This is a genomic window from Pseudacidobacterium ailaaui, from assembly GCF_000688455.1.
In the GTDB taxonomy this organism is placed as follows: domain Bacteria; phylum Acidobacteriota; class Terriglobia; order Terriglobales; family Acidobacteriaceae; genus Pseudacidobacterium; species Pseudacidobacterium ailaaui.
This window is the reverse complement of sequence record NZ_JIAL01000001.1, coordinates 1,372,816-1,395,297: the sequence shown is the minus strand read 5'-3', so window position 1 is coordinate 1,395,297 and position 22,482 is coordinate 1,372,816. Positions and strand designations below refer to the sequence as shown.

Here is a 22,482-nt window from a genome sequence, read left to right as displayed (position 1 = left end):
GTGCTGACCAAACGCATCATCGCATGTCTGGACGTGGACGCGGGCCGCGTCGTCAAGGGCGTGCAGTTTGTGGACATTGTGGATGCAGGCGACCCTGCCGAACTGGCGCGCCGCCACGCCGAGGCGGGCGCTGATGAAATCGTGTTACTCGACATCACGGCCACGCACCAGGGCCGCGGTACTCTTATCGAAACAGTAAGAAAAACGGCGAAGCAGATTTTTGTGCCTTTCACGGTCGGTGGGGGCATCCGCAGCGTGGACGATGCTGCCGCTGTCTTTGACGCAGGCGCAGACAAGGTGAGCATCAATTCTGCCGCCATTGCGCGCCCTGAGTTGATTGAAGAAATCGGTGGGCGCTTCGGTGCCCAGGCCGTCATCGTGGCGATTGACGCGCGCCGCGCAAAGGAAAGCAGGGACCCGGTGAAAGGGGCCGAAGTATTCATCAGCGGCGGACGCAGGCCCACAGGCCGCAACGTCATCGAATGGGCGCGTGAGGCCGAATCGCGAGGTGCCGGGGAGATCCTGCTCACCTCAATGGATGCAGACGGGACCCGCTCCGGTTTTGACTGCGAGCTGACGGCGCTGGTCAGTGAGGCGGTGCAGATCCCCGTCATCGCTTCAGGCGGCGCAGGCAACGCGCAGCACTTTGCCGATGTGCTGCTTCAGGGCAAGGCCGATGCCGCCCTGGCGGCCAGCATCTTTCATTTCGGCATTGCCGATGTCCGCGAACTCAAAACAGAGATCGCCCGCTGCGGCGTTCCCGTGAGGCTGCCATGCTGATTCCTTCCATTGACCTGATGGGCGGCCGTATCGTCCAGCTTGTCCGCGGCGAAAAGCTGAAACTCGCCTTTGATGACTTCGAATACTGGATTGAGAAGTTTTCTGCCTACCCCATCGTGCAGCTGATTGACCTCGACGCAGCCATGCGCCAGGGCGACAACGCAGTGCTGATTGAGCAGATTGCTCGCCGCTTGCCCTGTCAGGTCGGCGGAGGCATCGCAACTGTGGAGCGCGCAAAGCAGTTGCTGGCAGCCGGTGCAAAGCGCGTCATTTTCGGTTCGGCCTTATTTCCGGCCCAGATCAACACTGCCCTCGCGCAGGAGATCGCAGGCGCCATTGGTATGGAGCAATTCGTAGCCAGCATTGATACCAAAGCGGGCCGCGTGGCGATCCGGGGATGGAAGGAACAGGCCGCCATCACCCCGGACGAGGCCGTGCTCGCCCTCTCGCCCTTTTGCGGCGCTTTTCTCTATACGCACGTGGACACGGAGGGCACCATGCAGGGCTTTCCCCTGGAAACGGCACGCCGCCTTCGTGCGCTCACCGACCGGCAGTTGATTGTCGCCGGAGGCATTCGCGAGCAGGCGGAAATCGATGCTCTGGACCAGATCGGAGTGGATGCGGTGGCCGGCATGGCCATCTATACGGGAGCGCTGGCTACCTGAGGTTTTCGCGGCGCCGGACAAACGTCCCCGTCAGAAAAAACACGAGCGCAATCGCTCCCTGCAGCGCCGCCAGCGGCCACACGCGCCGCACCGTGGAGACCACGGTGATGACAAACCAGAGCGCAGCAATCAGAAACCAGACCGAGGAGCGTCGCATACAGCGAAGCATACCATTCGCTTCGGGGACGGGCCATTTCCCTCCATTTTTTTTCCCGGTTTCAGATAAGCTGTAGAGTCCCGCTGGATTCCGGGAGGACGAAACAAACATGACGACGAAGAAACACACCCTGCGTCTGGCCAGACGGCTGGAAGAAGTCGGATTTTCTGATATTGTTCAGATACGCAATAAGGTCCTGGAGCTGCGTGCCGCCGGACAGACGGTCCATGCTTTTCATGGGGGCGAGCCATTTTTTGAAACACCGGATGCGGTAAAGTTCGCCATGGTCCGCGCCCTGGTGGAAAACAAGACGAAGTATGCTCCTTCTTCCGGCATTCCCGTGCTGCGTGAAGCGCTGGCAGAAAAACTGAAACGACGCAACCGGCTCCATGTCAGCAGTGATGATGTGCTCATTACCGCTGGAGGGGCGCACGCCCTTTATGTGGCCTTTCAGGCCGTGCTGGACCCCGGCGATGACATGCTGCTGTTTTCGCCCTACTGGACGCCCATTCGCGACATGGTGACCGGAACGCAGGCCCGCGCCCTGTTGGTGCCTACCGCGACGGCGCGCCGCAACGGGCTTACAAAGACGCTTGAGGAGTTCGCCACTCCGCACACCAAAGCCATCTACTACAACACGCCGCAAAACCCCACAGGCATTGTATTTTCCCGGGCGGAAGCTGAAGAAGTCGCGGCCTTCGCCAAAAAACACAACCTGATTGTGATTGCCGATGAAGCCTACGAGGACCTGGTGTATGAAGGCGAACATGTTTCGATCGCATCGCTGCCCGGGATGGCGGAGCGCACCATTACTGCCTACACCTTTTCAAAGAGCTACGGAATGACCGGGTGGCGCATCGGCTACATCGTAGCCAGGGAGCCGTTCATGACCGGGCTGCGCAAGCTGGTGCTCTATTCGGCCAACGGCGTCTCCACGCCAACGCAGTGGGCCGCGCTGGAAGCGCTCTCTCTGCCACAGAGCTACTTCGATGACCGGCTGAAGGAATACCGCCAGCGGCGCGACCTGCTGGTCCGGGGACTCAATGCGTTAGGCCTGGAATGCGATCCACCTGCGGGTGCGTTCTATGCCATGCCGTCGATTACCAGGATCCACAGGGACAGCCGCAAGGCCGCTGCGTTGCTGCTGGAAAAGGCGCATGTGGCCACCATCCCCGGCGTGGTCTTCGGAGCGCAGGGCGAAGGCCATGTGCGTTTTGGCTACTCCGTTCCCTTGCCGGCGATTGAGGCTGGACTGGAGGCGTTGTCAAAATTCCTCAAATAACAGGATTTGCTGTGCAATTCTCTGCACCCGAAGGCCGGCGCCTGCCGTCTAAAAACACATGTACATTTGTGGTTTTGTGAGAAAGCTTGCAGGCATGGCTTTTTTCGCCTGGGCAGGCCTTGCTTTTGGACAGGCAGCATCCCCGGCGGGCGCACTTCCTGACGCGCCGGCTGCACAGACGCAACAGCAGAGCACTCCAGACAGTATGGAAGGCAAGCAGACCAAACGGATTCTGGGGGTCATCCCGAATTTCCGGTCCGTATCTGTCGATGAAAAACTTCCTCCCCAGTCGGCCAAAGACAAATTCATCACGGCGACCGAAGACAGCTTTGATTATTCGGCGTTTATCTTTGCCGGTGCCCTGGCAGGCATCAGCATGGCGCAGGACTCCTATCCTGAATTTCATCAGGGCGCGGTTGGCTATGGCCGTTATTACTGGCATACGCTGGCCGACCAGGCCGTGGAAAATTATATGGTCGAGGCCATCTTTCCCTCGGCCCTGCGGCAGGATTCCCGCTATTACACGCTGGGGCGCGGTGGCATTGTAAAGCGCACGGCCTATTCGTTTTCGCGGGTCCTGATTACACGCACTGATGCAGGCAATGAGACCTTCAATGCTTCTGAGATCATCGGCGCCGGCGCCGCCTCCGGAATTTCCAGCCTCTACTATCCGGACAGGGAGCGCACCTGGACCAAAGTCGGCCAGCACTGGCTTACCGATGTCGGCCTGGATGGAATGACGTTCATCTTCAAGGAATTCTGGCCCGACATCAACAACGCCATCTTTCATCAGAAGCAGTAAAAAATCTTCCGGCGACCGCCGTCTCCCGGTCTTTGCCAATACATCTCCTTTAGCATCAGAGAAGGAGGGAATTTTCTGCGCATGATCAGGGTCGGCGTTCCACACTGGACAAGCAAAGATCTTCTGGCCAAGCTTCCTGCTGAAGCGGAGATAGTGGTTTTACCGGAGCAGCCTTCGTCGCCGGTGGAAATCGACTTCTGGATTGCACCCCTGTTTCCGCGGCAGGCCGGGCCGGTGGCCCCGTACCTGCGCGGGGTGAAGGTGGTGCAGTCGCTGCTGGCCGGAGTGGACTGGCTACGCAGTCTGGTCCCGCAGGGCGCGCTGCTTTGTGATGCACAAGGCGTCCACAACGTCGCCACTTCAGAGTGGGCGGTGGCCGCCATCCTCGCCTGGACCAAATTCTTCCCGTTTTATTTTGATCTGCAGCGGCAGCAGCAGTGGATCACGCGCGAGCTGGCCGATGCCCATTACCATTCCGTCTTCGGCGGAAACCACAGCCCTTACCCTCCGGTGCTGATTGAGGAGCTGGAAGGAAAGACCGTGCTGATTGTAGGGTATGGGTCCATCGGGAGCTCGATTGAGGAGCGGCTGTCTCCGTTTGGGGTGAATGTCCTTCGCATTGCGCGCACGGCCCGTCCGGGTGTGGAAGCAGTGGACAAGCTGCCCCATCTGCTGCCGCTGGCCGACATTGTTGTGCTGATTGTACCCTTCACCCAGCAGACCCGCGGCCTGATGAACGCCGAGATGATTGCCAAAATGAAGCAGGGCGCGCTGCTGGTCAATGCGGCCCGCGGTCCGGTGGTCGAGACTGGCGCCCTGGTGAAGGCCCTTGAAGAAAAGCGCATCCGGGCCGCGCTCGACGTCACCGATCCCGAGCCGCTGCCACCCGGCCATCCATTGTGGAAAGCGCCGAACCTGTTGCTGACGCCGCATATCGGTGGGTCGAGTCCGCTGTTTATGCCGCGTGCATTTCAGTTTGCGGGCGAGCAGGTGCTGCGCTTTATGAGCGGAGGGCCTCTGCTGAATGTGGTCCAGGGGGAGTATTGACGGCCGCTTCTCCCACCTGCCGGTCCGGGTCTAACCGAGCAACTTCGCGGCTTCCAGGGCGAAGTACGTCACGATAAATCCCGCCCCGGCGCGGCGGATAGAGAGCAGCGATTCCATCATCGCCCGCTCGGGTTCCAGCCAGCCTTTGGCAAAGGCGGCCTGCAGCATAGAGTATTCGCCGGAGACCTGATAGGCACCGATGGGCACGTCAAAGCGCTCGCGCGCGGCGCGGATGACATCGAGGTAGGGCATGGCGGGCTTCATCAGGATCATGTCTGCGCCTTCGGCCAGGTCCAGTTCAATTTCACGCATGGCCTCGCGCAGGTTTGCCCCATCCATCTGGTAGCTGCGCCGGTCGCCAAACTGGGGGGCCGAATCTGCCGCCTCGCGGAAGGGGCCGTAAAAGGCCGAGGCGAACTTTGAGGCGTAAGAAAGAATCGGGACCTTTTCGAGTCCCGCCTCGTCGAGGTCGTCACGGATCGCGGCCACGCGACCATCCATCATGTCGCTTGGGGCCACAATGTCTGCACCGGCCCGGGCGAGGGAAACCGCGGTGCGGGCAATCAGGCGCACACTGGAGTCGTTTTCAATCTCGTATGCTTCGCCCTGCTTCTTCACCAGACCACAGTGTCCGTGCGAGGTGTATTCGCAGAGACAAACATCGGCAAGCAGCAGAAGGTCCCGGAGCGCTGCGCTCTTTTTCAACTCGCGAAGAGCACGCTGCACGATCCCGTCTTCGCTCCATGCGCCGGAGCCTTGCTCGTCCTTGCTCTCGGGCAGGCCAAACAGCAGTAAGCCTCCGATGCCCAGGCTGGCGGCCTTTTCTGCCTCCTTCAGGGCCTCGTCGATGGAAAGATTGAAGACCCCCGGCATGGAAGCGATGGGGTTCCGTACACCTTCTCCCGGACAGATGAAAAGCGGACAGACAAGCGCACCCGGCTCCAGGTGGGTCTCACGTACAAAAGAGCGCATGGCTTCGCTCGACCGCAGACGGCGCAGGCGGGTGACAGGATACTCCATGTGTTTATTGTAGCGGGGCCGAGTGGAGTGCCGGACCGCGCAGCCTTTGCCCAAGAGATGCTTCTGGCCTCATGGAGGCCATGATGGAGACCATGACCGGCAGCTTAATGCACCGCCATCTGCTCATACTCCTGTCCGGAGGGAAAAGGCAGCAGCACCCACAGCGTATAAATGGACAGGATGGTCCCGGTGATTGGTTTGATCAGCGTCAGGAAAGCGGTCACGATGGCCAGCGTGCGGCCCCACGGTGCGCGGCGGAGAAGAGCAAACCCGGTGGCAGCAGCCAGGGCCGAGCGAAGGACCACTGTGGCAGTGATGACCCAGGGCAGCCACATCATGTGCATGAAGGGAAATCCAGGGCCAAAGGCATAGAAGCCATGTCCCGGCGAACCCCAATGCTGCCATCCGCCCATAAAGCCCGCAAAGAACGGCAGCGCGATCATCCAGGCCAGCATGTTCCAGACGGCCCAGACAATCCAGAGCGTCGCCATGGGATGCAGATGACGTTGCACGCGGGAAGAAGGGACCGGGCGGGCCGCCGGCATCGGAGGTACGGGCCGTCCGCATCGCGGGCAGACCTGTTCAAAGGCCTGCATGGCTTGTCCACAACCAGAGCAGAACATTGGGTTCCACCTCCATCCGTTGCTACGCAGGAAAGACGCTGCCGGTTCCCACGAAGATTACCATGGAAGATATGGCATGGGTGAAAGACATTCCGTCCCAGGTGGACGATTATAGCCGTCAGGTGCTTGAGTGGGACAGATTTCTCGACCTGCTGGCAGGCTATACCGTCTCTGCAACGGGACGCGCCTGGGTCCTGGGTCTGGTGCCTTCCACAGACCGCGCATGGATCGAGCAACAGCATGCTCTGGTGGCCGAGATGCGTCTGCTGCTGGAAGAGGGCGTGCACCCGGGTCTCAGTTCCTTGCTGGACCCGACACAACTTCTGAACAAGGCGCGCATTGAAGGCGCAGTGCTGGAGTCTGAAGAGGTCCTGAAGGTACTCGACCTTGCCGCCGATATCACGGCCTGGACGGCACTGATGCGCGTGCCTCCCGAGCGCGTGCGCGAGCAGGTCGCGGGTCTTCGGGAGTTGTCTGCTCCGCTGCTTTCCACCGACCTCGGTCCCCTGCTGGAATCGCTGCGGGCGAAGATCGGCCCGGACGGCACGTTGGCCGACGACGCATCCCCGGAACTGAGGCGCATCCGGCGCGAAATGGAACGGCAGCAGCGCGCCATTGAAGAGAGCCTCCATACAGCACTGCGGCGGCTTTCCAGTGAAGGCAGCACACAGCAGGACCTCATCACCATCCGCGGCGAGCGCTTCGTCATTCCGGTCAAAAGCGAGCTGAAGCGCCGCGTCCAGGGGGTCATTCACGGGGCCAGTTCGAGCGGGCAGACCGTTTATCTGGAACCGCTGGAAACCATTGAGCTGAACAACGACCTGGTGCGCCTGCTCGAAGACGAACAGGCCGAGGTCCACCGAATTTTTCTTGAGATGACGCGCCAGATTGGCTTCCATGCTGGCATCATCCAGCAGGGAGCGGCCATCTTGGCCGAGGTGGAAACGCTGCTGGCGCGCGCCCGGTTTGCAAAAGACTTTGCCTGCGTGCAGCCGCGCTTTGCGCCGCAGCAGGAAGCGCAGCTGGAATTGAAGAAGGCGCGCCATCCCCTGCTTGAAAAAAGATTACGGACCGGCCCTTCTCAGCACCCGGAACGTCAGGCCATCGTCCCCATGACCCTGGGACTTTCCAGCTCCGAGCGGCAGCTCATCATCAGCGGCCCGAACACGGGAGGAAAGACGGTTTCGCTCAAGACGGCGGGCCTGCTGGCCATCATGGCGCAGGCCGGAGTGCCGGTCCCCGCGGAAGACGCGGTCTTTCCGGTCTTTCATCAGGTGCTTGCCGATATTGGCGATGCACAGTCCATTGAGAAGGACCTCTCTACGTTTTCCGCCCACATCGTCCATCTCAACCACATTGCGCAGCTTGCCGGACCGCATTCGCTGGTCCTGCTCGATGAGTTGGGTTCAGCGACGGACCCGGAAGAAGGGGCGGCGCTCGCCGTCGCCATTGCAGAACACTTCCTCCGTTCCGGGGCATGGAGCATCATCTCCACCCATCTGACCTCGCTCAAAGTCTATGCCGCAAGTCGTCCCGGCGTGCGCAACACCGCTGTCGGCTTTGATGAAATGACGCTTGCTCCTACCTATGAACTGCGCCTCGGTGTCCCCGGGGCCTCCGCAGGCATCAACATCGCGCAGCGGCTTGGTTTACAGCCGGAGATCGTTGCTGCGGCGCGGGCCCAGCTCAGCACGCAGACCCTGGACATTGCCTCTTTTCTGGACAGGCTCCATCAGCAATTACAGGAGCTGGAAGCCGAGCGCAAGCGGGTGCGCGATCTGGAATATGAGCTGAACCGCGAACGCAGCCGCCTGGCCCAAGAAGGCATGAAGGAGTGGCGCGCCAAGGTGCGCGAACTGGAACAGAAACTCCAGTCTCTCCTCAAAGACTTCGAGTTCCGCGCCAGAGAAACCGTCCGCGCCCTTGATGACCGCGCGGCCCAGCAAAAGCTTTCAAAGCAGGCCGAGCAGCGCATTGCAAAACTGCGACGGGAGTTTCAGGAGAGTTTTCACGCTGCTGTCGTGGCCGACAAAACCGGGGCAGACAAAGGCGACCGCCACGCCCAGCCCCACATCGTCCGTCACGTGGCTGCCGGAGACACCGTCAAGCTGCGCACCCTGGGCCGCATGGGGGTCGTGCAGCGCGAGATCGATGCCAATACCTATGAAGTCGCTGTTGGCCCCATGAAAATGCGCATTGCCCGCGATGAGATCGCCGAGGTCCTGGCTGCGCGTCCAAGTCCCATAGAAGCGGCGCGGAAGCGTGGTGTGTCCGTTTCCGTAGCAGATACCAGCCAAGACCTGCGCCCGGAGATCAACCTCATCGGACGGACCGTGGATGAGGCCACCGACGAGGTGGAAAAGTATCTTGATCGGGCCTATCTTGCCGGACTACCCCGCGTCCGCATTGTCCACGGGACCGGCATGGGCATCCTGCGCCGGGCCTTGCGCTCGATGCTGGAACGGCATCCCCATGTGGCTTCCATCAGCGAGCCTACGCAGGCCGAAGGCGGCGCGGGGGCGACGGTGGTCGAGCTGCGAAGTTAAGGCGAGGTCAGGTTTTTCTCTGCTCAAAAAGAGAAAAGCAGCTTTTGTAAATCCCCTCAGCCAGTGCTACGATACGCAACGCGGAGGGCCGAAGCATGATCCGGGTCATCACGGTCGAACGGGAATATGGCAGCCAGGGCGCGGCCTATGCGCACCATCTGGCGCGATATCTTGACTGGAAACTGATTGACCAGTGCCTGATTGATGAAATTGCAGCCAAGGCCGGAATCACCAAGAAACTTGCCGAAAGCTGCGATGAGCGGCTCGACCCCTGGTATTACCGCTTCGGAAAGGCCTTCTGGCATGGGTCCATCGAGCGTCTGCCTGCCCTGGACGAGAGCAGCGTCTTCGACGCAGAACGCATGGTGAAATTCGTACGCGAATATTTTCAGGAGCAGGTGAAGGCGGGCCACTGTGTCATCGTCGGACGGGGCGCAACGGCCGCCCTGCTCACCATGCCCGGCGTCTTCCACGTCTTTGTTCATGCTTCCATGAAGCGCAAGGTCGCCTGGTTTCGGGAAAATTTTCCTGACCACGCGGATGAGGCCGAACAGGAGATCCTGGCCACAGACAAGCGCCGCGCCGCCTACGTCCGCCGCTTCTATGACCGTGAATGGAACGACTACCGGATGTACCACCTGATGCTCAATTCCTGCATGGGATTTGAGGCCATGGTGAAGGCCACCGTGGAGGCCGCCGGACTGCCGTCCATTGTGCCTGCCCATGCGGTCCAGGTCTAAGGAGCGCTTTGGCCTGCGCGGGGGACGCGACCCTTGCTGGCGACGCGCAAAAGTCACATAGAAAAAACTGACAGAGCGCTCCTGCCCTCAGTGGCAAGGAACGCCCTGTCAGGCGTGAGTTTCAGTCCATATCGTCCACATAGTGGGCCAGCAGCACCAGGTTTCCGGAGAACGGGTCCCGGATGAGCAGGCCAACCACGCGGACAGTGGCCGCCGAACTGACGTCATTGAGACCGTTCAGACCGCCGCGGTAGTGCGTACCGTCCGTTACGTAGACTGTGACGGTCCCCGGCACCAGCAGCCCGGCAAATCCCGTCACATTCATCTGGAACGTGTTGCCCTTCACGCTGTTGGGGACCAGCGTTCCCACATAGCCCCAGTGGCGCAGCACCACGCGCTTGACCGTAACTGCCTGCGGATTGCTGGCGCCGCTGGCCGGGCCTCCGATCGAGACATGCTGTCCGGGGAGCAGAGAGCCAGAGTTGAAGAGGAACTGGCTCAGCGGATTGTGCATCCAGTAGATGAAGTACTTTTCGTTGCCGGTAAGATTGACCTGCGCAATCTGGCCCAGCGATAGACCGGTCGAGGCCGGCAGCAGTCCGCGGACATAAAGATCGAAACTCGAAGCGGTCCCGCTGGAGGGCTGTACATATGTAATCTGTCCGGATGCGTAGAAGCCGTCCTGCGAAAGGATGGCGACCTCATCGGCATCAATGGTGGAATCGGCGCGGTCCAGTACGCCGGAGATTTGCACGATGCTGTTGCTTGTAAGCTGATTGATGCTCTCGTTATTGTCCCATTCGGTTTGTCCATTCACCTGGACCGTGAACTGATTCCCGTGCGGCCCCTGAATGACGAACGATTGCCCGGAGGCGTTCACGCTGACCACTCCGGCATCAAACTCGTCAATGTAAGCGCCGGGGTCATCGGGGCCAATGGCCTTTACGTCAAAGGTGGGCGTGACCTGGCCCGTGATCTGGCCGCTGCTGTCGACCTGGATGGATTTGTACAGGTCAAAGTCCAGCCGGATGCCGACCGGTCCGGTTTGCGCCACGACCAGCGGCGAAGAGAGGGTCTCAGTGATGGTGGACTGCGTCAGGACGGCCGGCATGGTCTGGATGGTGGGAGGAGCACCCTGCTGGGTCTGGAGATAGCCAATGGTGGCGCTTCCCAGCGTAATCACAATGCTGTTGTAGGTGCCAGCCGGGACGTCATTCATATCCAGCAGGGTCTGCAGGCCGTTGTAGCGGGCAAAGTCCACAGTGGGCGATCCGCTGAGCAGGGAGACGCTGTTTCCTTGGGCGTCCAGGGCGTTGATGCTCATCACCTGGACGGAAAACGAGGTGACCCCTGCGCGTGGGGCATCGGTACCAATCACAAAGGCCGGCGCAGTATTGGAAGAGGTGCCGCCGGAGCTGTTGGAGCCAGACGGTGCGGTGCCGCATCCACTTACCAGCAGGAGGGCAAGCGGGACCGAAAGGACTGAGAGCAGGAGCGTCTTACCAGAAGATTTGCGTAACATCGTGGGTCACTTCCTTCCGCAGACTCTTGCAGGCGCGGTCTTCCCCTGGCGCGAAGCGCGCGTTTGATGAATCAATAAGGTTCCTCGCTCGGAAAGAAAGGACGTATAACACTGCCCGGCAAGAGAGTGCTGGGATTTTGGTCAGCGCCGGAAATGGCGCTGCCATTTGTAACCCGGACAGTTCTGAAAAGTTTCGTGCAGCTTCCTGCGCAAGGGCCTTTTGACCGTACCTGCATATTGGTCCGGCCGCAGGAATTTCTCTTTGGGAAATTGCCTCGTCTTTGTGTTATATAGTCAAGTCAGCCAGAGCGCGCAAACAGAAATGGTTTCCCTGCCACCACTTGACCGCGAAAGCGTCATCCCCCTCTATCACCAGATCCAGCAGCGTTTGTTGGGCCAGATTCAGGCCGGAGTCTTCAAGCTGGGGGAACCCTTGCCTTCTGCCCAGGAAATTGCGTCGGCCCTGGGGGTAAGCCCGATGACTGTCCGGCAGGCGATCAAGTCCCTCTGTGAGCTGGGCGTCATTTACAGCGAACAGGGAAAAGGCACCTTTGTCTCTGGCATCAAGATAGACAAAAACTTCCGACAGGTTCTCTCTTTTACGGAAGACATGAAGGCGCGCGGCTGGGTCCCGGCCACCAGGGTGTTGAAGTTTGAAGTGCGCAAGCCGGCTCCGGACGTGGCCGATGCTCTGCGTCTGGGGCCCGAGGAAGAGATCTTTCATCTGGCCCGTCTTCGGCTGGCCGATGCGCTGCCGCTGGGCATTGAATACTGCTCGCTGCCCCGGCGATTGTGCCCGGACCTGATGGAGCGTTTCGATCCTTCTACTTCGCTGTATGAAGCGTTGTCCCGCAGCTACGGGATCCACATTGCGGTTGCCGATGAGGTGGTCGAGGTGGGGTTTGCCAAAAAACAGGAGGCGCAACTGCTGAAGACCGCAAAGAACCACCCCGCGTTTCTGTTTACGCGGATTGCTTATGTGCAGAGCGGCCAGCCCATCGAACACGTACGGTCGGTCTATCGCGGAGACCGCTATCGTGTGGTGAACCGGCTGACGCGCGTCAACCGCGAACTGCTGGAAGCCTCGATGGCCAGATAAAGCGAAGGCGGGCCAGGCCCGCCTCTGATAAAAAATCCAAGTGAAATTTGTTCTTTCGCGTCTTAGAGCGGCTGAACGTCCGCTGCCTGCCAGCCCTTCGGCCCCTTTACGACGTTGAATTGAACGGCCTGGCCCTCCTGAAGGCTCTTGAAGCCATTCGAGACAATGGCGGAGTAATGTACAAAGACATCTTCGCCGTTTTGCCGCGAAATAAAGCCGAAACCCTTCGCGTCGTTAAACCATTTTACGGTACCTTGTTCCATGTGATGCTGTTCCTGTTTGGGATTGCGCTGGAGCGAACGGAGCCAATTTCCGGCAGAATCTTGCTGGTGGGCGAGGTACTGCGTTTGCCCGGTCGGTTCTAACGCGCTACCAGTCTACCAGATTCGTCCAAAAAACCCGTGAAATCTTTTGCATACCTGGGACCGGGACGGGCAGAGAAAGAATGGCTAGATCGCTGCCCGGAGTGCTGGCAGAAGCCCGGCGTGGCTGGTTGCATAGAGGGCCAGCAGCCGGCGCGTCATCAGATAATAAGCGGATGCGGCCTGCTGAAGATAGAAAGGGGTCCGCAGCGGCGTGCGGCGCAGGACCCTCTCCATGCGGATATGGAAGAGCGCGCGTTTGAGCTGGATTGCATCCTGACGCATCCGCTCGGTCACAATCACGCCCTCGTCAAAATTCCAGCGCTGCACATAGGCCGCCAGCGCAATCAGCAGGTTGGCGTTGCGGCGCATCGCCCGCAGGCCCTCCAAGCCGCCAATCAGGGCCCACAGATGTTCCGGCTCCAGCTTCAACTGGTTGGGCTTCGGTTCCATGTAATCCAGGGCGACAATTTCCAGCCCTCGCGGCGGGATGTGCTGGAGCTGCGAAACAAGCTCTTCCCAGGACCTGGCGGCCGCGCGATGGGCACTGACCTGTAACCAGACCAGTCCCCCGGCCAGAAGAACGACGAATGTCAGCAGCAGAATCGGAACCACAGTCAGCTCTTAGTGAGGATTTTGGGCACCGCGAACCTGGGAAGCATCGTATTGCACTTTTTCGTGTAAGGCAACCAGATATTGCAGCATTTGCGGCGAAAGCGGCCGCCGTTCCGGCTCTGGCGACCAGAAGGTTACAGCCCAGTAAGCTGTTACAAAAATATAGACCAGGATCCGGACATGCTCCAGCGTATTAAAAAGCTGCTTGTTGGTGGTGCCCAGGTAGCTGTGCGCGGTATTGACCAGCATCGTCGCCAGTGACCAGGCAGTCAGTCCCTGCCCCAGCCGCATCACATGGCTGCGCCACACCAACCCCAGACGCTGGGCGGCCAGCATCATGGCAAAGAACAATTCGCAAAACAACAGGCTGGTAAAGAGAATGGCGCGCACCTCCAGCGCTGCCAGCCAGGACTGCGCCGGAGGGCGTACTGCATAGCTGAGGGCCAGGGCGGCAATGGCCCCGCTGGCCGCCCATAGAAGAAAGGAAGAGCGTGCGTCCCGGAGCCATGTGCCGGTGGGACGCAGCACAATCCGGGCAATTTCAAACAACAACGCAATCTGGAGAAGGAAATCGAGGAGAAAGGTGGCCCAGTAAATGATGGTGTACCACCGGAACGATCCATAGGAATAGATCAGGAAGAGCGCGATGGTCTCTGCTACAAAATCAGCAATCAGAAAGGTAAAGACAGGAAACTGCTTCCACCGCTCCTTCATCAGCAGGACAACAAGCAGGACAACATTTCCGGCAAAGCTCAGGGCCCAGAGCAGATTGTCCAGCAGGTTGAAATGCATACACGAATCTTACGATGTTCCGCAAGGAACAGCATGGTTAAAATTACCTGTCCATTCAGCCCATAAAAGGGCCTACTTTTTGGGCGCCGTCCTACTCGGTAAAATGGCCCAGCGGGTTCGGATCACCCGGTCCGGGGACCATATGGCCCAGCGGATTGGGATCGCCCGGTCCGGCGCTAACGTGTCCCAGAGGGCAGGGGTCGCCGGGACCGAAAGGGTTCTGTGCGCCGAATGCGGAAGAGGCAGACAGGCACACCACGACGGCAGGGAGGAGGAAACGAAACAGAATTTTCACGGTACTCTCCAATGCGCAGATTTGCGCTTGCGACTAGCCTAGCCCTGGAATTTCCCTCAGAAAAGACTTTTATTCCGAAAAACAGGAAAGGCTTTGCACCCTTTTCCGCCGAGAAGCGAGGTATTTTTGACCCCGAGCAGGTGCTAAACTGGCTTTTCCCAACCTTGTTTTCACGGAAGGACCATTGCCAGAACAAATTTCCAGCATGACCTATGCCGACGCCGGCGTGGACATCACCAGCGGTGACCGGGCCAAACAACGTATCAAGTATCTCGCACAGAAGACCTTTACCCGCAATGTTTTAGGAGAAATCGGCGGTTTTGGCGGCCTCTTCAAACTGGATACGGCACGATACAAGCAGCCCGTACTGGTTTCCAGCGCGGATGGCGTGGGCACCAAGCTGAAAGTGGCCTTCGAGCTGGGCATCCATCATACCGTCGGGGCCGACCTGGTCAATCACTGCGTCAACGACATTGCCGTCCAGGGAGCCAGCCCATTGTTCTTCCTCGACTACCTGGCCACCGGCAAGCTCGACGGAGCGGTGACTGAGAAAATTGTCAGCGGCCTGGCCGATGCCTGCCGCGCCAATGGCTGCGCCCTGATTGGCGGAGAGACGGCCCAAATGCCCGGCTTTTATGCCAATGGTGAGTATGATCTGGCTGGATTTATTGTTGGTATCGTCGAAAAAGACAAGCTCATCACCGGGGCCGGCATTCAGGCCGGAGACGTTCTGATTGGACTGCCTTCCACCGGCCTGCATACCAACGGCTACTCCCTGGCCCGCAAGCTGTTTTTTGAAGTGGCCGGATACAAGGCCGACCAGTATGTGAATGCTCTTAAGGAAAAGGCCGGTGCCGCGCTGATGAAGGTCCATCGCAGCTACCTGAACGTGATCAAAAAGCTGACCGCCAACGAACATGTGACCGGTATGGCGCACATCACGGGCGGCGGCATTACGGAGAACCTTCCTCGGGTCCTGCCGAAAAACATCTCCGCTGTGGTCGAGCTGGGGAGCTGGCCGGTCCTGCCAATCTTCGAGCACCTCCAGGAGCTGGGCCGGGTCCCGCAGGAAGAGATGCTGCGCACCTTTAATATGGGCATCGGGCTGATCTGTGTGGTACCGGCGGACAAATTCAAGCGGGTCAAGTCCACCCTGGAGCGGGCCAACGAGAAGTTTTATGTCATTGGACGCACCGTTAAGGGCGAGCGCAAGGTGATCTACCAATGAGCGCGCCCCAGCGCCTGGGCATTCTGCTTTCCGGGCGTGGCTCCAACTTTCTGGCGATTGCTGACTCCATTGCGGAAGGAAGACTGCGCGGTGCAGACATTGCCATCGTCATCTCAAACAAAGCGGATGCGCCCGGCATCGCAGTGGCGGCCGAACGCGGCCTTCCGGCCCGGGTCATTGAGGCCCGCGGCCGCAGGCGTGCCGAGCATGACGAGGAAATCATCGCCTGCCTGCGAGAGCACAGAGTGGACCTGGTTTGTCTTGCGGGATACATGCGCCTGCTCTCGCCAGATTTTGTGCGCGCCTTTCCACAGCGCATCCTGAACATCCATCCTTCCCTGCTCCCGGCCTTTCCTGGGCTGGACGCGCAGCGGCAGGCCCTGGAATACGGCGTCAGGGTCTCCGGCTGTACTGTGCATTTTGTGGACGAAGAGCTGGACCACGGCGTCATCGTGCTGCAAAAAACCGTTCCGGTGCTCGATGAAGACACGGCGGAGTCTCTGGCCTCGCGCATCCTCAAACAGGAGCATCTGGCCTATCCGGAAGCCATTGCACGGGTCCTTTCCGGCGAATATGAAATTGTTGGCCGGAGATATTTGCCAAGGCGAAACAAAGCGTCCTAGGCGACCGGCCCGGTGCCTGGGCATGAACAGGTCCTCATCTGGTCTTCGCAGGACCATAGATGGTTTCGCTTCAGCTCCAGTAGCTCCGGTCCAGTGTTCTGTACTGGATGGCCTCGGCGATGTGGGGCACGCTGATGGAGTGGGACCCTTCGAGATCGGCGATGGTGCGGGCCACCTTCAGGATGCGGTCGTGGGCGCGGGCGGTGAGTCCCTGCTGCTGCATGGCGCGTTCGAGCAGGCGCTCGGCGTCGGGGCCGAGTTCGCAGAAGGTGCGGATCTGGCGCGTGGTCATCTGCGCGTTCGAATAGATTTTCTCTTTCGCCTTAAAGAAGCGTTCCCGTTGAATGGACCGCGCTTTGAGCACTCTGGCGCGAATTGCAGCAGAGCTTTCGCTGGCCGCCCCCGCGCGCAGCTCACGGTATTGCACCGCCGGTACTTCGATGTGAATGTCAATGCGGTCCAGCAGCGGCCCTGAGACTTTCGATACATAGCGCTGGATCATGGGCGGCGTGCAGGAGCATTCGCGCGATTTGTCATTGAAGTAGCCGCAGGGGCAGGGATTCATCGCTGCTGCCAGCATGAAGGCCGAGGGAAAGGTCAGCGACATAGAGGCGCGGGCAATGACCACCTGGCGGTCTTCGAGCGGCTGCCGCATCACTTCCAGCACATTCCTGGGAAACTCGGGCAACTCATCAAGAAACAGCACGCCATTGTGCGCAAGGGAGACTTCCCCCGGACGCGGTACCGCTCCGCCACCGATCAATCCGGCGTCCGAGATGGTATGGTGCGGCGCGCGGAAGGGGCGCTGGGTGACGAGTCCGGCTTCGGCATCCAGCACTCCGGCGACAGAGTGGATTTTTGTCGTTTCAAGGGCCTCATCAAAAGTCAGCGGGGCGAGGATCGAAGGCAGGCGCTTGGCCAGCATCGTCTTGCCGGAGCCGGGCGGCCCGATCATCAAAATATTGTGTCCGCCTGCGGCCGCAACTTCCAGCGCGCGCTTGGCGCCCTGCTGGCCGCGGACATCAGCGTAGTCCAATGGAAAGTGCTGCAACTCACCCAGCATCTCGGTGGCCGCCATGCGGAAAGGCGGGGTGTGGATGCCTCCGTTGGCGGCGGCGTTGAGCAGATCGAGGGTCTGGTGGAGTGACTCGACCGGATAGACATTCACTCCTTCCACGACCCCGGCTTCGCGGGCATTGGCTTTCGGCAAGACCAGGTTCTGGATGCCGCGCGAGCGGGCGGCCACAGCAATGGGCAACATTCCGGAGACAGGCCGCAAGGCGCCATCCAGGCCGAGTTCGCCGACCAGCAGGAACTGGCTGAGGTCGCGCAACTGTAATGCGCCATAGGCGCCCAGGATACCGACTGCCATGGGCAGGTCAAACCCGGAGCCTTCTTTCTTGATGTCTGCGGGGGCCAGATTGATGGTGATGTGGGTTGAAGGCACATCGAAGCCGGAGTTTTTGATGGCGGCGCGGACGCGGTCCCGGCTCTCACGCACGGCGGCATCAGGCAGGCCGACGGTATGGAAATGGTCTTCTGTGGTCTTGATTCCGGAGTAGTCTACTTCAACATCAATGATGTTGGCGTCAATGCCATAAACGGCTGCGCTCAGGGCCTTAAAAAGCATGATGTTTTCAGGATTCCGGCTGGAGTATAGCACCCGGCAACCAGCGCGCCGGAGACAATTCGCGCATCTTAACTGAGCGCGGAAAAACTTTCGGCATATTGCCAAAGCTCTGGAATACTGATGTGCATGCAAGGAGGCCCATGCGTTTTCGTTTCACCACTGCTTGTCTTGTCTGTCTTGCCCTCTCTTCATTTGCGCAGACCAGCCACCCACAGCAGAAGCCGCCGGCGGACGCCGATGCCGGTATTGTCGGCGACGCCGGAGAAGAGCCGGACCAGCCCTTGTCCGAACCTGCGGTGAAGATGGATGCAGCAACAGCGACCAAGACAGCCTGGAAGATGCTGGAAGACGGGCTTAAGGACCCGAAAGAGCAGGTCCGCATTGATGCTTTGAACGCACTGGGCACGCTGCGCGGAATGCGGCAATCGGAAAAGCTGCTGCAGGATTCCTTCAAGGACACGAATGTGGATGTGCGCGTCGCCGCCGTGGCCGCCAGCAGCGGGACGGGAGACAGAAACCTGATCCCGGCCCTGCGCGAAGCGCTCGACGATCCTGCCCCGGAGGTGGATTTTGCCGCGGCTGTTTCGCTGTGGAAGCTGCATGATCCGTCCGGGACCAATGTGCTTTATGGCGTGCTTGCCGGAGAGCAGCGGACGCAGAGTTCTTTCATCAAGAGTGGAGAGCGGGAGGCCAACAAAGACCTGCATGATCCTGCGGCGCTGGCCCGGATCGGCGCCAAGCAGGCGGCCTATGCCTTGCTGGGGCCTTTCGGCATTGGTCTGGATGCCGCGCGACTGATGGTGAAATCCAACCATGCCAATTCGGCGCGAGTGCTGACGGCAACGCTGCTTGCGGAAGACCATTCGCCAGAGACCAAAAAGAACTTTATCGCTGCCCTGGGCGATAAAGACTACTTTGTGAGGGCGGCGTCGGCGCGCGCTCTGGGTGGATTCCATGGAAAAGATGTAGACGATGCCCTGATGAATGCCTTCAATGACAAGAAGACGGCCGTGCGCTTTATGGCAGCGGCTTCCTATCTGCGGGTGAATGAGATGGCTGTAAAGCATTCTGCGAGACGACGTACAATGTAGGGTGAAAACGAGCCTGTTTGATTTGTTCAAGGTAGGGGTCGGGCCTTCCAGCTCGCACACCATGGGGCCGATGCGTGCGGCGCGGCGCTTTGTTGTCGGTCTGGCGGAATCTGGAACGCTGGAGCGTACCGGTCGCGTTTGTGCCGAACTGTTCGGCTCGCTGGCCCTTACGGGACATGGTCATGGTACGGACCGCGCTGTCCTGCTTGGCCTCTCTGGTGAAGAACCTTCCACCATCGATCCGGAAAGCATTGGGCCGAAGCTGGGAGAGATTCACAGCAGCCACAGCATTCTGCTTGCGAGCAGCAAGCGGGTCTCCTTCTGCGAAGAAACCGACCTGGTTTTTCATCGCGACCGGATGTATCCGGAGGGGGCGAAGACGCAGCATCCGAATGGGATGCGGTTTTCCGCATTTTCCCCTGATGGGGCGTTGCTGGCCAGCGAAGTCTATTTTTCCATTGGCGGAGGCTTTATCGTCTCCGATGCAGAGGGTGCTGGTAACGCGACAGCGATGACGACGGCAACGCTGCCCTTTCCCTTTCGAAGCGCCGCCGAGCTTCTCCAGATGGCAGCGGAAAAGGGCCTCAGCATCTGGGACCTGATGCTTGAGAATGAGGCCGCGCTGCGCCCGCGCGAAGAGGTCCGGTCGGGCATTCTGCATATCTGGAGCGTGATGCAGGACTGCATCGAGCGCGGCATGAAGACAGAGGGCATTCTTCCCGGAGGACTGAACGTGCGCCGACGCGCTCCGCGGCTGGCTGCACGATTGCGCGAGAAAGGCTCGGTGGACCCGCTGGCCCCGCTGGACTGGGTGACCGTCTATGCAATGGCAGTGAATGAGGAAAATGCCGCTGGCGGCCGCGTTGTGACTGCTCCTACCAATGGGGCAGCGGGCGTGGTCCCGGCGGTGGCGCGTTATTACTGCGACTTTGTTCCCGGAGCGGACGAGGAAGGGATCCTGCGTTATTTTCTGACCTCGGCCGCAATCGGCGTCCTTTATAAGGAGAATGCTTCCATCAGCGGCGCCGAGGTCGGCTGCCAGGGCGAGGTGGGTGTGGCCTGCTCCATGGCCGCAGGCGGCCTGGTGGCGGCCATGAAGGGCACCAATGGCCAGATTGAACACGCGGCGGAAATCGCGATGGAGCACAACCTGGGCATGACCTGCGATCCGATTGGCGGGCTGGTGCAGATTCCCTGTATTGAACGCAATGCCATGGCCTCGGTGAAGGCCGTCCACGCCTGCCGCATCGCACTGCATGAATCGGAGCAGCACAAAGTCTCGCTGGACCAGGTCATCAAGACCATGTACCTCACCGGATTAGACATGCAGTCGCGCTACAAGGAGACTTCGCTTGCGGGACTGGCTCTGAATGTGATTGAGTGCTGAGGGTGTCTGGTCTTGGTTGCTCAGAAGCCATACCGGAACTACATTGGTAGGATGCCGCATGCATCCTGGAATGAGAGCTATGCCAGAGGAGAGCTGCCCTGGGACACGGGACGGCCCGACCCTTTGCTGATGGAATTTGTCACCTCGGGTCGACTCCCACCTGGACCAGCGCTTGAGATCGGGGCCGGCACAGGCACAAATGCCATCTGGCTGGCAGAGCGGGGTTTTGATGTTCTGGGGGTGGACATTGCACCGCTCGCTGTCCAACGAGCGCAGGCAAAGATGGAAGGGCGCGCCCTCCGTTGCCGGTTTTTGGTCTGGGACATCCTCTCTAGTCCGCCGCCCGAGGGCCCATTCCGATTTGTGTTTGACCGCGGCTGCTTCCATGTCTTCGATGATCCGGCGGAACAGCGGCGCTTTGCCCAGCAGGTGGCTGCTGTGCTGGCCCCTGGCGGCCTGTGGCTGAGTTTGATTGGCAGCACAGAAGGGCCGCCGCGGGAGGTAGGTCCTCCGCGCCGGTCTGCAAGGGAAGTGGTCCTCGCCATGGAGCCGGAGCTGGAGATCGTCGAACTACGGTCTGCCGAATTCGAGATCATTGCTGCGCAGGCCTGGTTTTGTCTTTCACGCCGACGTATCGTCCCGGCGCAGCCCTCTTCGCGCTATGTCTAAGATGGGACGGACTGCTGCCTGATGCGCCGTGCCGGTACCCGCCTCCACCACATCAGGAAGCCGGTGAAAAAGAGCAGGCCCGGAGTGAGGCCGAGCAGGACCCAGGCCATCCGGGAGAAATTGCCGGCAAATGACCCGAAATGCAGCGGTCCCATAAAGAGCAGGACCCGCGCAGCAAATCCCATCTGGCGCGAATCCATCTGACGCAGAAGCTGGCCCGAATACTGGTCGAAGGCCATCAGAATGAAGTCGCCTCGGTCTGCGGCGTGGGGCGGGGCCAGGCGTATGAGCACAGACCCGGAAGCATCTGCCGGAGGTGTGATGCCGTAAAGCGAGGAACCAGGATACGCCCGAAGAGCAGTCCTCACCATGGGCTCGACCAGGGCCTGCCGCGTATGCGGAGCAGCAGACAACGGCGCAGAGAACAATTCCCGGAGCTGCTGCGCATTTCCGCCCAGCAGAGTGACGAGCAGTGTGGCGGTGGGCAGATAGAAACAAAAAAGCACTCCCGTCAGCGCTTCCACCGCAAGGGGCAGCGTGGTCCACAGACCGATGACATTATGCAGGTCCCAGTTCAGGCGCGGCCAACGTGCGCGCCAGTGGACCTTCAGGTGCGACCGCCAGTGTTTCCGTCCGGGCCACCAGAGAATGAGGCCGCTCACACACAACACAAACAGGAGCGCCGCGCCAATTCCGTTGACCACCAGCCCTGTCTCTCCGGCAAGCAGGCGATAGTGCAACTCGGCGGTCCAGTCGATAAGACTTGCCGGATGGAGCGCCGTGGACCGGCGTGTTTCACCCAGGACCTTTCCGGTCCCGGGGTCAAGGTACACCAGCACGTCCTTTTCAAAAGACTTGCTCCCCGGCGGGGCCAAATACAGAATCCACGGATCGGGGAGCGCCGACGGGGATGCCTCTTCGGTGGCGACGTATTCAAGGGTCCAGCCTGGATGCAGATTTTCTGCGCGCGCCATTAAAGCATCGGCCGAAAGACGTGGAGTGCTGGTGGTCCTGTAAAGCGCAGGCGTCAAGCGCCTTTCCAGATCGTGTTTATAAACAATGGCGCTGCCGGAAATGCCCACGATGGTCGTCAGCAGCCCAATCGCGATGCCTGCCCAAAGGTGCACCTGAAAGAGGGCGCGGCGCAGAAATGTCTCGCGCGGACGGTGGACCAGACGCCAGAGCAGTCCTCGACGGGCGGCGCTGCCTTTCTCGGCCGGTTCCGTGCATAAAGCCATCGTCATTCCTAGATGTACCTCTCAATCATTTGGAGAGTGGAAAGGCTGAGCGCCATGTTCCCTAAAATACGACAAAAATAGTCCGCTTTCAAATTTTCAAGCAGCTTCCGGGAAGATCAACTCTTGGACCGCCATTTGTAATGAAAGCTTGTCCGGAAATGACTGCGAAAAAGAAACGTCCTGATGCTGGCGGATTGCGAGGAATATTTTGTTTATGAAAACTCTTGCGGAGAGGTAGAAGTTTCATCCACAAAGAAACGGTGCCGACT

23 protein-coding genes are annotated in these 22,482 nt (G+C 59.9%); 13 read left to right on the top strand and 10 right to left on the bottom strand.

Going from position 1 to position 22,482, the window contains the following annotated elements:
* Together hisF and N655_RS0106160 are read left to right on the top strand one after the other, a co-directional pair.
* Complete coding sequence (hisF, locus tag N655_RS0106165) at window positions 1–780, top strand: imidazole glycerol phosphate synthase subunit HisF (RefSeq protein ID WP_026442279.1); 780 nt, start codon at window positions 1–3, stop codon at window positions 778–780.
* Window positions 774–1,445: a 1-(5-phosphoribosyl)-5-[(5-phosphoribosylamino)methylideneamino]imidazole-4-carboxamide isomerase gene (locus N655_RS0106160; RefSeq protein ID WP_026442278.1), complete on the top strand. Its 672-nt coding sequence runs from the start codon at window positions 774–776 to the stop codon at window positions 1,443–1,445. The genes hisF and N655_RS0106160 overlap by 7 nt, the downstream gene beginning before the upstream one ends.
* Here N655_RS0106160 and N655_RS20530 read toward each other — a convergent pair.
* Window positions 1,438–1,602, bottom strand: a complete 165-nt coding sequence (locus N655_RS20530; protein WP_155987524.1) for a hypothetical protein — start codon at window positions 1,600–1,602, stop codon at window positions 1,438–1,440. The two genes, N655_RS0106160 and N655_RS20530, sit on opposite strands and share 8 nt — an antisense overlap.
* A 109-nt stretch (window positions 1,603–1,711) precedes the next feature.
* Here N655_RS20530 and N655_RS0106150 point away from each other — a divergent pair, with 109 nt between their 5' ends.
* The 3 genes from N655_RS0106150 (at window position 1,712) to N655_RS0106140 (ending at window position 4,733) form a co-directional block, all read left to right on the top strand.
* Complete coding sequence (locus tag N655_RS0106150) at window positions 1,712–2,884, top strand: pyridoxal phosphate-dependent aminotransferase (protein ID WP_044934089.1); 1,173 nt, start codon at window positions 1,712–1,714, stop codon at window positions 2,882–2,884.
* 94 nt (window positions 2,885–2,978) lie between these two features.
* Window positions 2,979–3,686 carry a hypothetical protein gene (locus N655_RS17635; protein ID WP_044934087.1) on the top strand — a complete coding sequence of 236 codons (708 nt, stop codon included), beginning with the start codon at window positions 2,979–2,981 and terminating at the stop codon, window positions 3,684–3,686.
* Between the two features lie 81 nt (window positions 3,687–3,767).
* Complete coding sequence (locus tag N655_RS0106140; protein WP_049961291.1) at window positions 3,768–4,733, top strand: 2-hydroxyacid dehydrogenase; 966 nt, start codon at window positions 3,768–3,770, stop codon at window positions 4,731–4,733.
* Between the two features lie 30 nt (window positions 4,734–4,763).
* Here the strand turns inward: N655_RS0106140 and hemB are convergent, their stop codons facing one another.
* Window positions 4,764–5,753: a porphobilinogen synthase gene (gene hemB, locus N655_RS0106135; protein ID WP_026442274.1), complete on the bottom strand. Its 990-nt coding sequence runs from the start codon at window positions 5,751–5,753 to the stop codon at window positions 4,764–4,766.
* A 104-nt stretch (window positions 5,754–5,857) separates the two neighbouring features.
* On the bottom strand, window positions 5,858–6,376 hold the full coding sequence (locus N655_RS0106130) for a zinc ribbon domain-containing protein (protein WP_155987523.1): 519 nt from the start codon (window positions 6,374–6,376) through the stop codon (window positions 5,858–5,860).
* A gap of 71 nt (window positions 6,377–6,447) precedes the next feature.
* Between N655_RS0106130 and N655_RS0106125 the strand changes: the two genes are divergently transcribed.
* Together N655_RS0106125 and N655_RS0106120 are read left to right on the top strand one after the other, a co-directional pair.
* Window positions 6,448–8,922, top strand: coding sequence for an endonuclease MutS2 (locus N655_RS0106125; RefSeq protein ID WP_044935375.1), 2,475 nt, complete (start codon window positions 6,448–6,450; stop codon window positions 8,920–8,922).
* A gap of 95 nt (window positions 8,923–9,017) precedes the next feature.
* On the top strand, window positions 9,018–9,662 hold the full coding sequence (locus tag N655_RS0106120; RefSeq protein ID WP_026442271.1) for a cytidylate kinase-like family protein: 645 nt from the start codon (window positions 9,018–9,020) through the stop codon (window positions 9,660–9,662).
* Between the two features lie 121 nt (window positions 9,663–9,783).
* Here N655_RS0106120 and N655_RS0106115 read toward each other — a convergent pair whose 3' ends face one another.
* Window positions 9,784–11,184, bottom strand: a complete 1,401-nt coding sequence (locus N655_RS0106115; RefSeq protein WP_026442270.1) for a DUF4382 domain-containing protein — start codon at window positions 11,182–11,184, stop codon at window positions 9,784–9,786.
* Between the two features lie 322 nt (window positions 11,185–11,506).
* On the opposite strand from N655_RS0106115, the gene N655_RS17630 reads away from it, so the two are divergent.
* The gene (locus N655_RS17630; RefSeq protein ID WP_044935373.1) at window positions 11,507–12,283 is read left to right on the top strand and encodes a GntR family transcriptional regulator; all 777 of its coding nucleotides are present in this window, start codon (window positions 11,507–11,509) and stop codon (window positions 12,281–12,283) included.
* 62 nt (window positions 12,284–12,345) lie between these two features.
* On the opposite strand, the gene N655_RS0106105 is transcribed toward N655_RS17630, so the two are convergent.
* From N655_RS0106105 to N655_RS0106085, 4 genes are all read right to left on the bottom strand, one after another.
* Window positions 12,346–12,546: a cold-shock protein gene (locus N655_RS0106105; protein ID WP_026442269.1), complete on the bottom strand. Its 201-nt coding sequence runs from the start codon at window positions 12,544–12,546 to the stop codon at window positions 12,346–12,348.
* A 186-nt stretch (window positions 12,547–12,732) separates the two neighbouring features.
* Window positions 12,733–13,260 carry a hypothetical protein gene (locus tag N655_RS0106095; RefSeq protein WP_026442268.1) on the bottom strand — a complete coding sequence of 176 codons (528 nt, stop codon included), beginning with the start codon at window positions 13,258–13,260 and terminating at the stop codon, window positions 12,733–12,735.
* 9 nt (window positions 13,261–13,269) lie between these two features.
* Window positions 13,270–14,052, bottom strand: coding sequence for a hypothetical protein (locus N655_RS0106090; protein ID WP_026442267.1), 783 nt, complete (start codon window positions 14,050–14,052; stop codon window positions 13,270–13,272).
* A 91-nt stretch (window positions 14,053–14,143) separates the two neighbouring features.
* On the bottom strand, window positions 14,144–14,347 hold the full coding sequence (locus N655_RS0106085; RefSeq protein ID WP_155987522.1) for a hypothetical protein: 204 nt from the start codon (window positions 14,345–14,347) through the stop codon (window positions 14,144–14,146).
* 205 nt (window positions 14,348–14,552) lie between these two features.
* On the opposite strand from N655_RS0106085, the gene purM reads away from it, so the two are divergent.
* Entirely contained in the window at window positions 14,553–15,575 is a 1,023-nt protein-coding gene (gene purM, locus N655_RS17625; RefSeq protein WP_044934084.1) for a phosphoribosylformylglycinamidine cyclo-ligase, read from the top strand.
* Window positions 15,572–16,198, top strand: coding sequence for a phosphoribosylglycinamide formyltransferase (gene purN, locus N655_RS0106070; protein ID WP_026442264.1), 627 nt, complete (start codon window positions 15,572–15,574; stop codon window positions 16,196–16,198). Before purM ends, purN begins: the two co-directional genes overlap by 4 nt.
* A 70-nt stretch (window positions 16,199–16,268) precedes the next feature.
* On the opposite strand, the gene N655_RS0106065 is transcribed toward purN, so the two are convergent.
* Entirely contained in the window at window positions 16,269–17,828 is a 1,560-nt protein-coding gene (locus N655_RS0106065) for a YifB family Mg chelatase-like AAA ATPase (protein ID WP_026442263.1), read from the bottom strand.
* Between the two features lie 140 nt (window positions 17,829–17,968).
* On the opposite strand from N655_RS0106065, the gene N655_RS17620 reads away from it, so the two are divergent.
* From N655_RS17620 to N655_RS0106050, 3 genes are read left to right on the top strand one after another with little or no spacing between them, the layout of a single operon-like run.
* Window positions 17,969–18,919 (top strand): HEAT repeat domain-containing protein, encoded by a 951-nt coding sequence (locus N655_RS17620; protein WP_049961288.1) that lies wholly within the window; start codon window positions 17,969–17,971, stop codon window positions 18,917–18,919.
* 1 nt (window position 18,920) lies between these two features.
* Window positions 18,921–20,306, top strand: a complete 1,386-nt coding sequence (locus N655_RS0106055) for an L-serine ammonia-lyase (protein WP_026442262.1) — start codon at window positions 18,921–18,923, stop codon at window positions 20,304–20,306.
* A 51-nt stretch (window positions 20,307–20,357) separates the two neighbouring features.
* Window positions 20,358–20,975 carry a class I SAM-dependent methyltransferase gene (locus N655_RS0106050; protein ID WP_026442261.1) on the top strand — a complete coding sequence of 206 codons (618 nt, stop codon included), beginning with the start codon at window positions 20,358–20,360 and terminating at the stop codon, window positions 20,973–20,975.
* Here the strand turns inward: N655_RS0106050 and N655_RS0106045 are convergent.
* Window positions 20,972–22,219 carry a PepSY-associated TM helix domain-containing protein gene (locus tag N655_RS0106045; protein WP_026442260.1) on the bottom strand — a complete coding sequence of 416 codons (1,248 nt, stop codon included), beginning with the start codon at window positions 22,217–22,219 and terminating at the stop codon, window positions 20,972–20,974. The two genes, N655_RS0106050 and N655_RS0106045, sit on opposite strands and share 4 nt — an antisense overlap.
* Window positions 22,220–22,482 lie beyond the last annotated feature (263 nt).

Excerpts from the sequence above, each read along its gene's own strand:
- N655_RS0106160 (WP_026442278.1), top strand. The coding sequence starts at position 774 with ATGCTGATTCCTTCCATTGACCTGATGGGCGGCCGTATCGTCCAGCTT.
- N655_RS20530 (WP_155987524.1), bottom strand. The coding sequence starts at position 1,602 with ATGCGACGCTCCTCGGTCTGGTTTCTGATTGCTGCGCTCTGGTTTGTC.
- N655_RS0106150 (WP_044934089.1), top strand. The coding sequence starts at position 1,712 with ATGACGACGAAGAAACACACCCTGCGTCTGGCCAGACGGCTGGAAGAA.
- N655_RS17635 (WP_044934087.1), top strand. The coding sequence starts at position 2,979 with ATGGCTTTTTTCGCCTGGGCAGGCCTTGCTTTTGGACAGGCAGCATCC.
- N655_RS0106140 (WP_049961291.1), top strand. The coding sequence starts at position 3,768 with ATGATCAGGGTCGGCGTTCCACACTGGACAAGCAAAGATCTTCTGGCC.
- hemB (WP_026442274.1), bottom strand. The coding sequence starts at position 5,753 with ATGGAGTATCCTGTCACCCGCCTGCGCCGTCTGCGGTCGAGCGAAGCC.
- N655_RS0106130 (WP_155987523.1), bottom strand. The coding sequence starts at position 6,376 with ATGTTCTGCTCTGGTTGTGGACAAGCCATGCAGGCCTTTGAACAGGTC.
- N655_RS0106125 (WP_044935375.1), top strand. The coding sequence starts at position 6,448 with ATGGCATGGGTGAAAGACATTCCGTCCCAGGTGGACGATTATAGCCGT.
- N655_RS0106120 (WP_026442271.1), top strand. The coding sequence starts at position 9,018 with ATGATCCGGGTCATCACGGTCGAACGGGAATATGGCAGCCAGGGCGCG.
- N655_RS0106115 (WP_026442270.1), bottom strand. The coding sequence starts at position 11,184 with ATGTTACGCAAATCTTCTGGTAAGACGCTCCTGCTCTCAGTCCTTTCG.
- N655_RS17630 (WP_044935373.1), top strand. The coding sequence starts at position 11,507 with ATGGTTTCCCTGCCACCACTTGACCGCGAAAGCGTCATCCCCCTCTAT.
- N655_RS0106105 (WP_026442269.1), bottom strand. The coding sequence starts at position 12,546 with ATGGAACAAGGTACCGTAAAATGGTTTAACGACGCGAAGGGTTTCGGC.
- N655_RS0106090 (WP_026442267.1), bottom strand. The coding sequence starts at position 14,052 with ATGCATTTCAACCTGCTGGACAATCTGCTCTGGGCCCTGAGCTTTGCC.
- purM (WP_044934084.1), top strand. The coding sequence starts at position 14,553 with ATGACCTATGCCGACGCCGGCGTGGACATCACCAGCGGTGACCGGGCC.
- purN (WP_026442264.1), top strand. The coding sequence starts at position 15,572 with ATGAGCGCGCCCCAGCGCCTGGGCATTCTGCTTTCCGGGCGTGGCTCC.
- N655_RS0106065 (WP_026442263.1), bottom strand. The coding sequence starts at position 17,828 with ATGCTTTTTAAGGCCCTGAGCGCAGCCGTTTATGGCATTGACGCCAAC.
- N655_RS17620 (WP_049961288.1), top strand. The coding sequence starts at position 17,969 with ATGCGTTTTCGTTTCACCACTGCTTGTCTTGTCTGTCTTGCCCTCTCT.
- N655_RS0106050 (WP_026442261.1), top strand. The coding sequence starts at position 20,358 with ATGCCGCATGCATCCTGGAATGAGAGCTATGCCAGAGGAGAGCTGCCC.
- N655_RS0106045 (WP_026442260.1), bottom strand. The coding sequence starts at position 22,219 with ATGACGATGGCTTTATGCACGGAACCGGCCGAGAAAGGCAGCGCCGCC.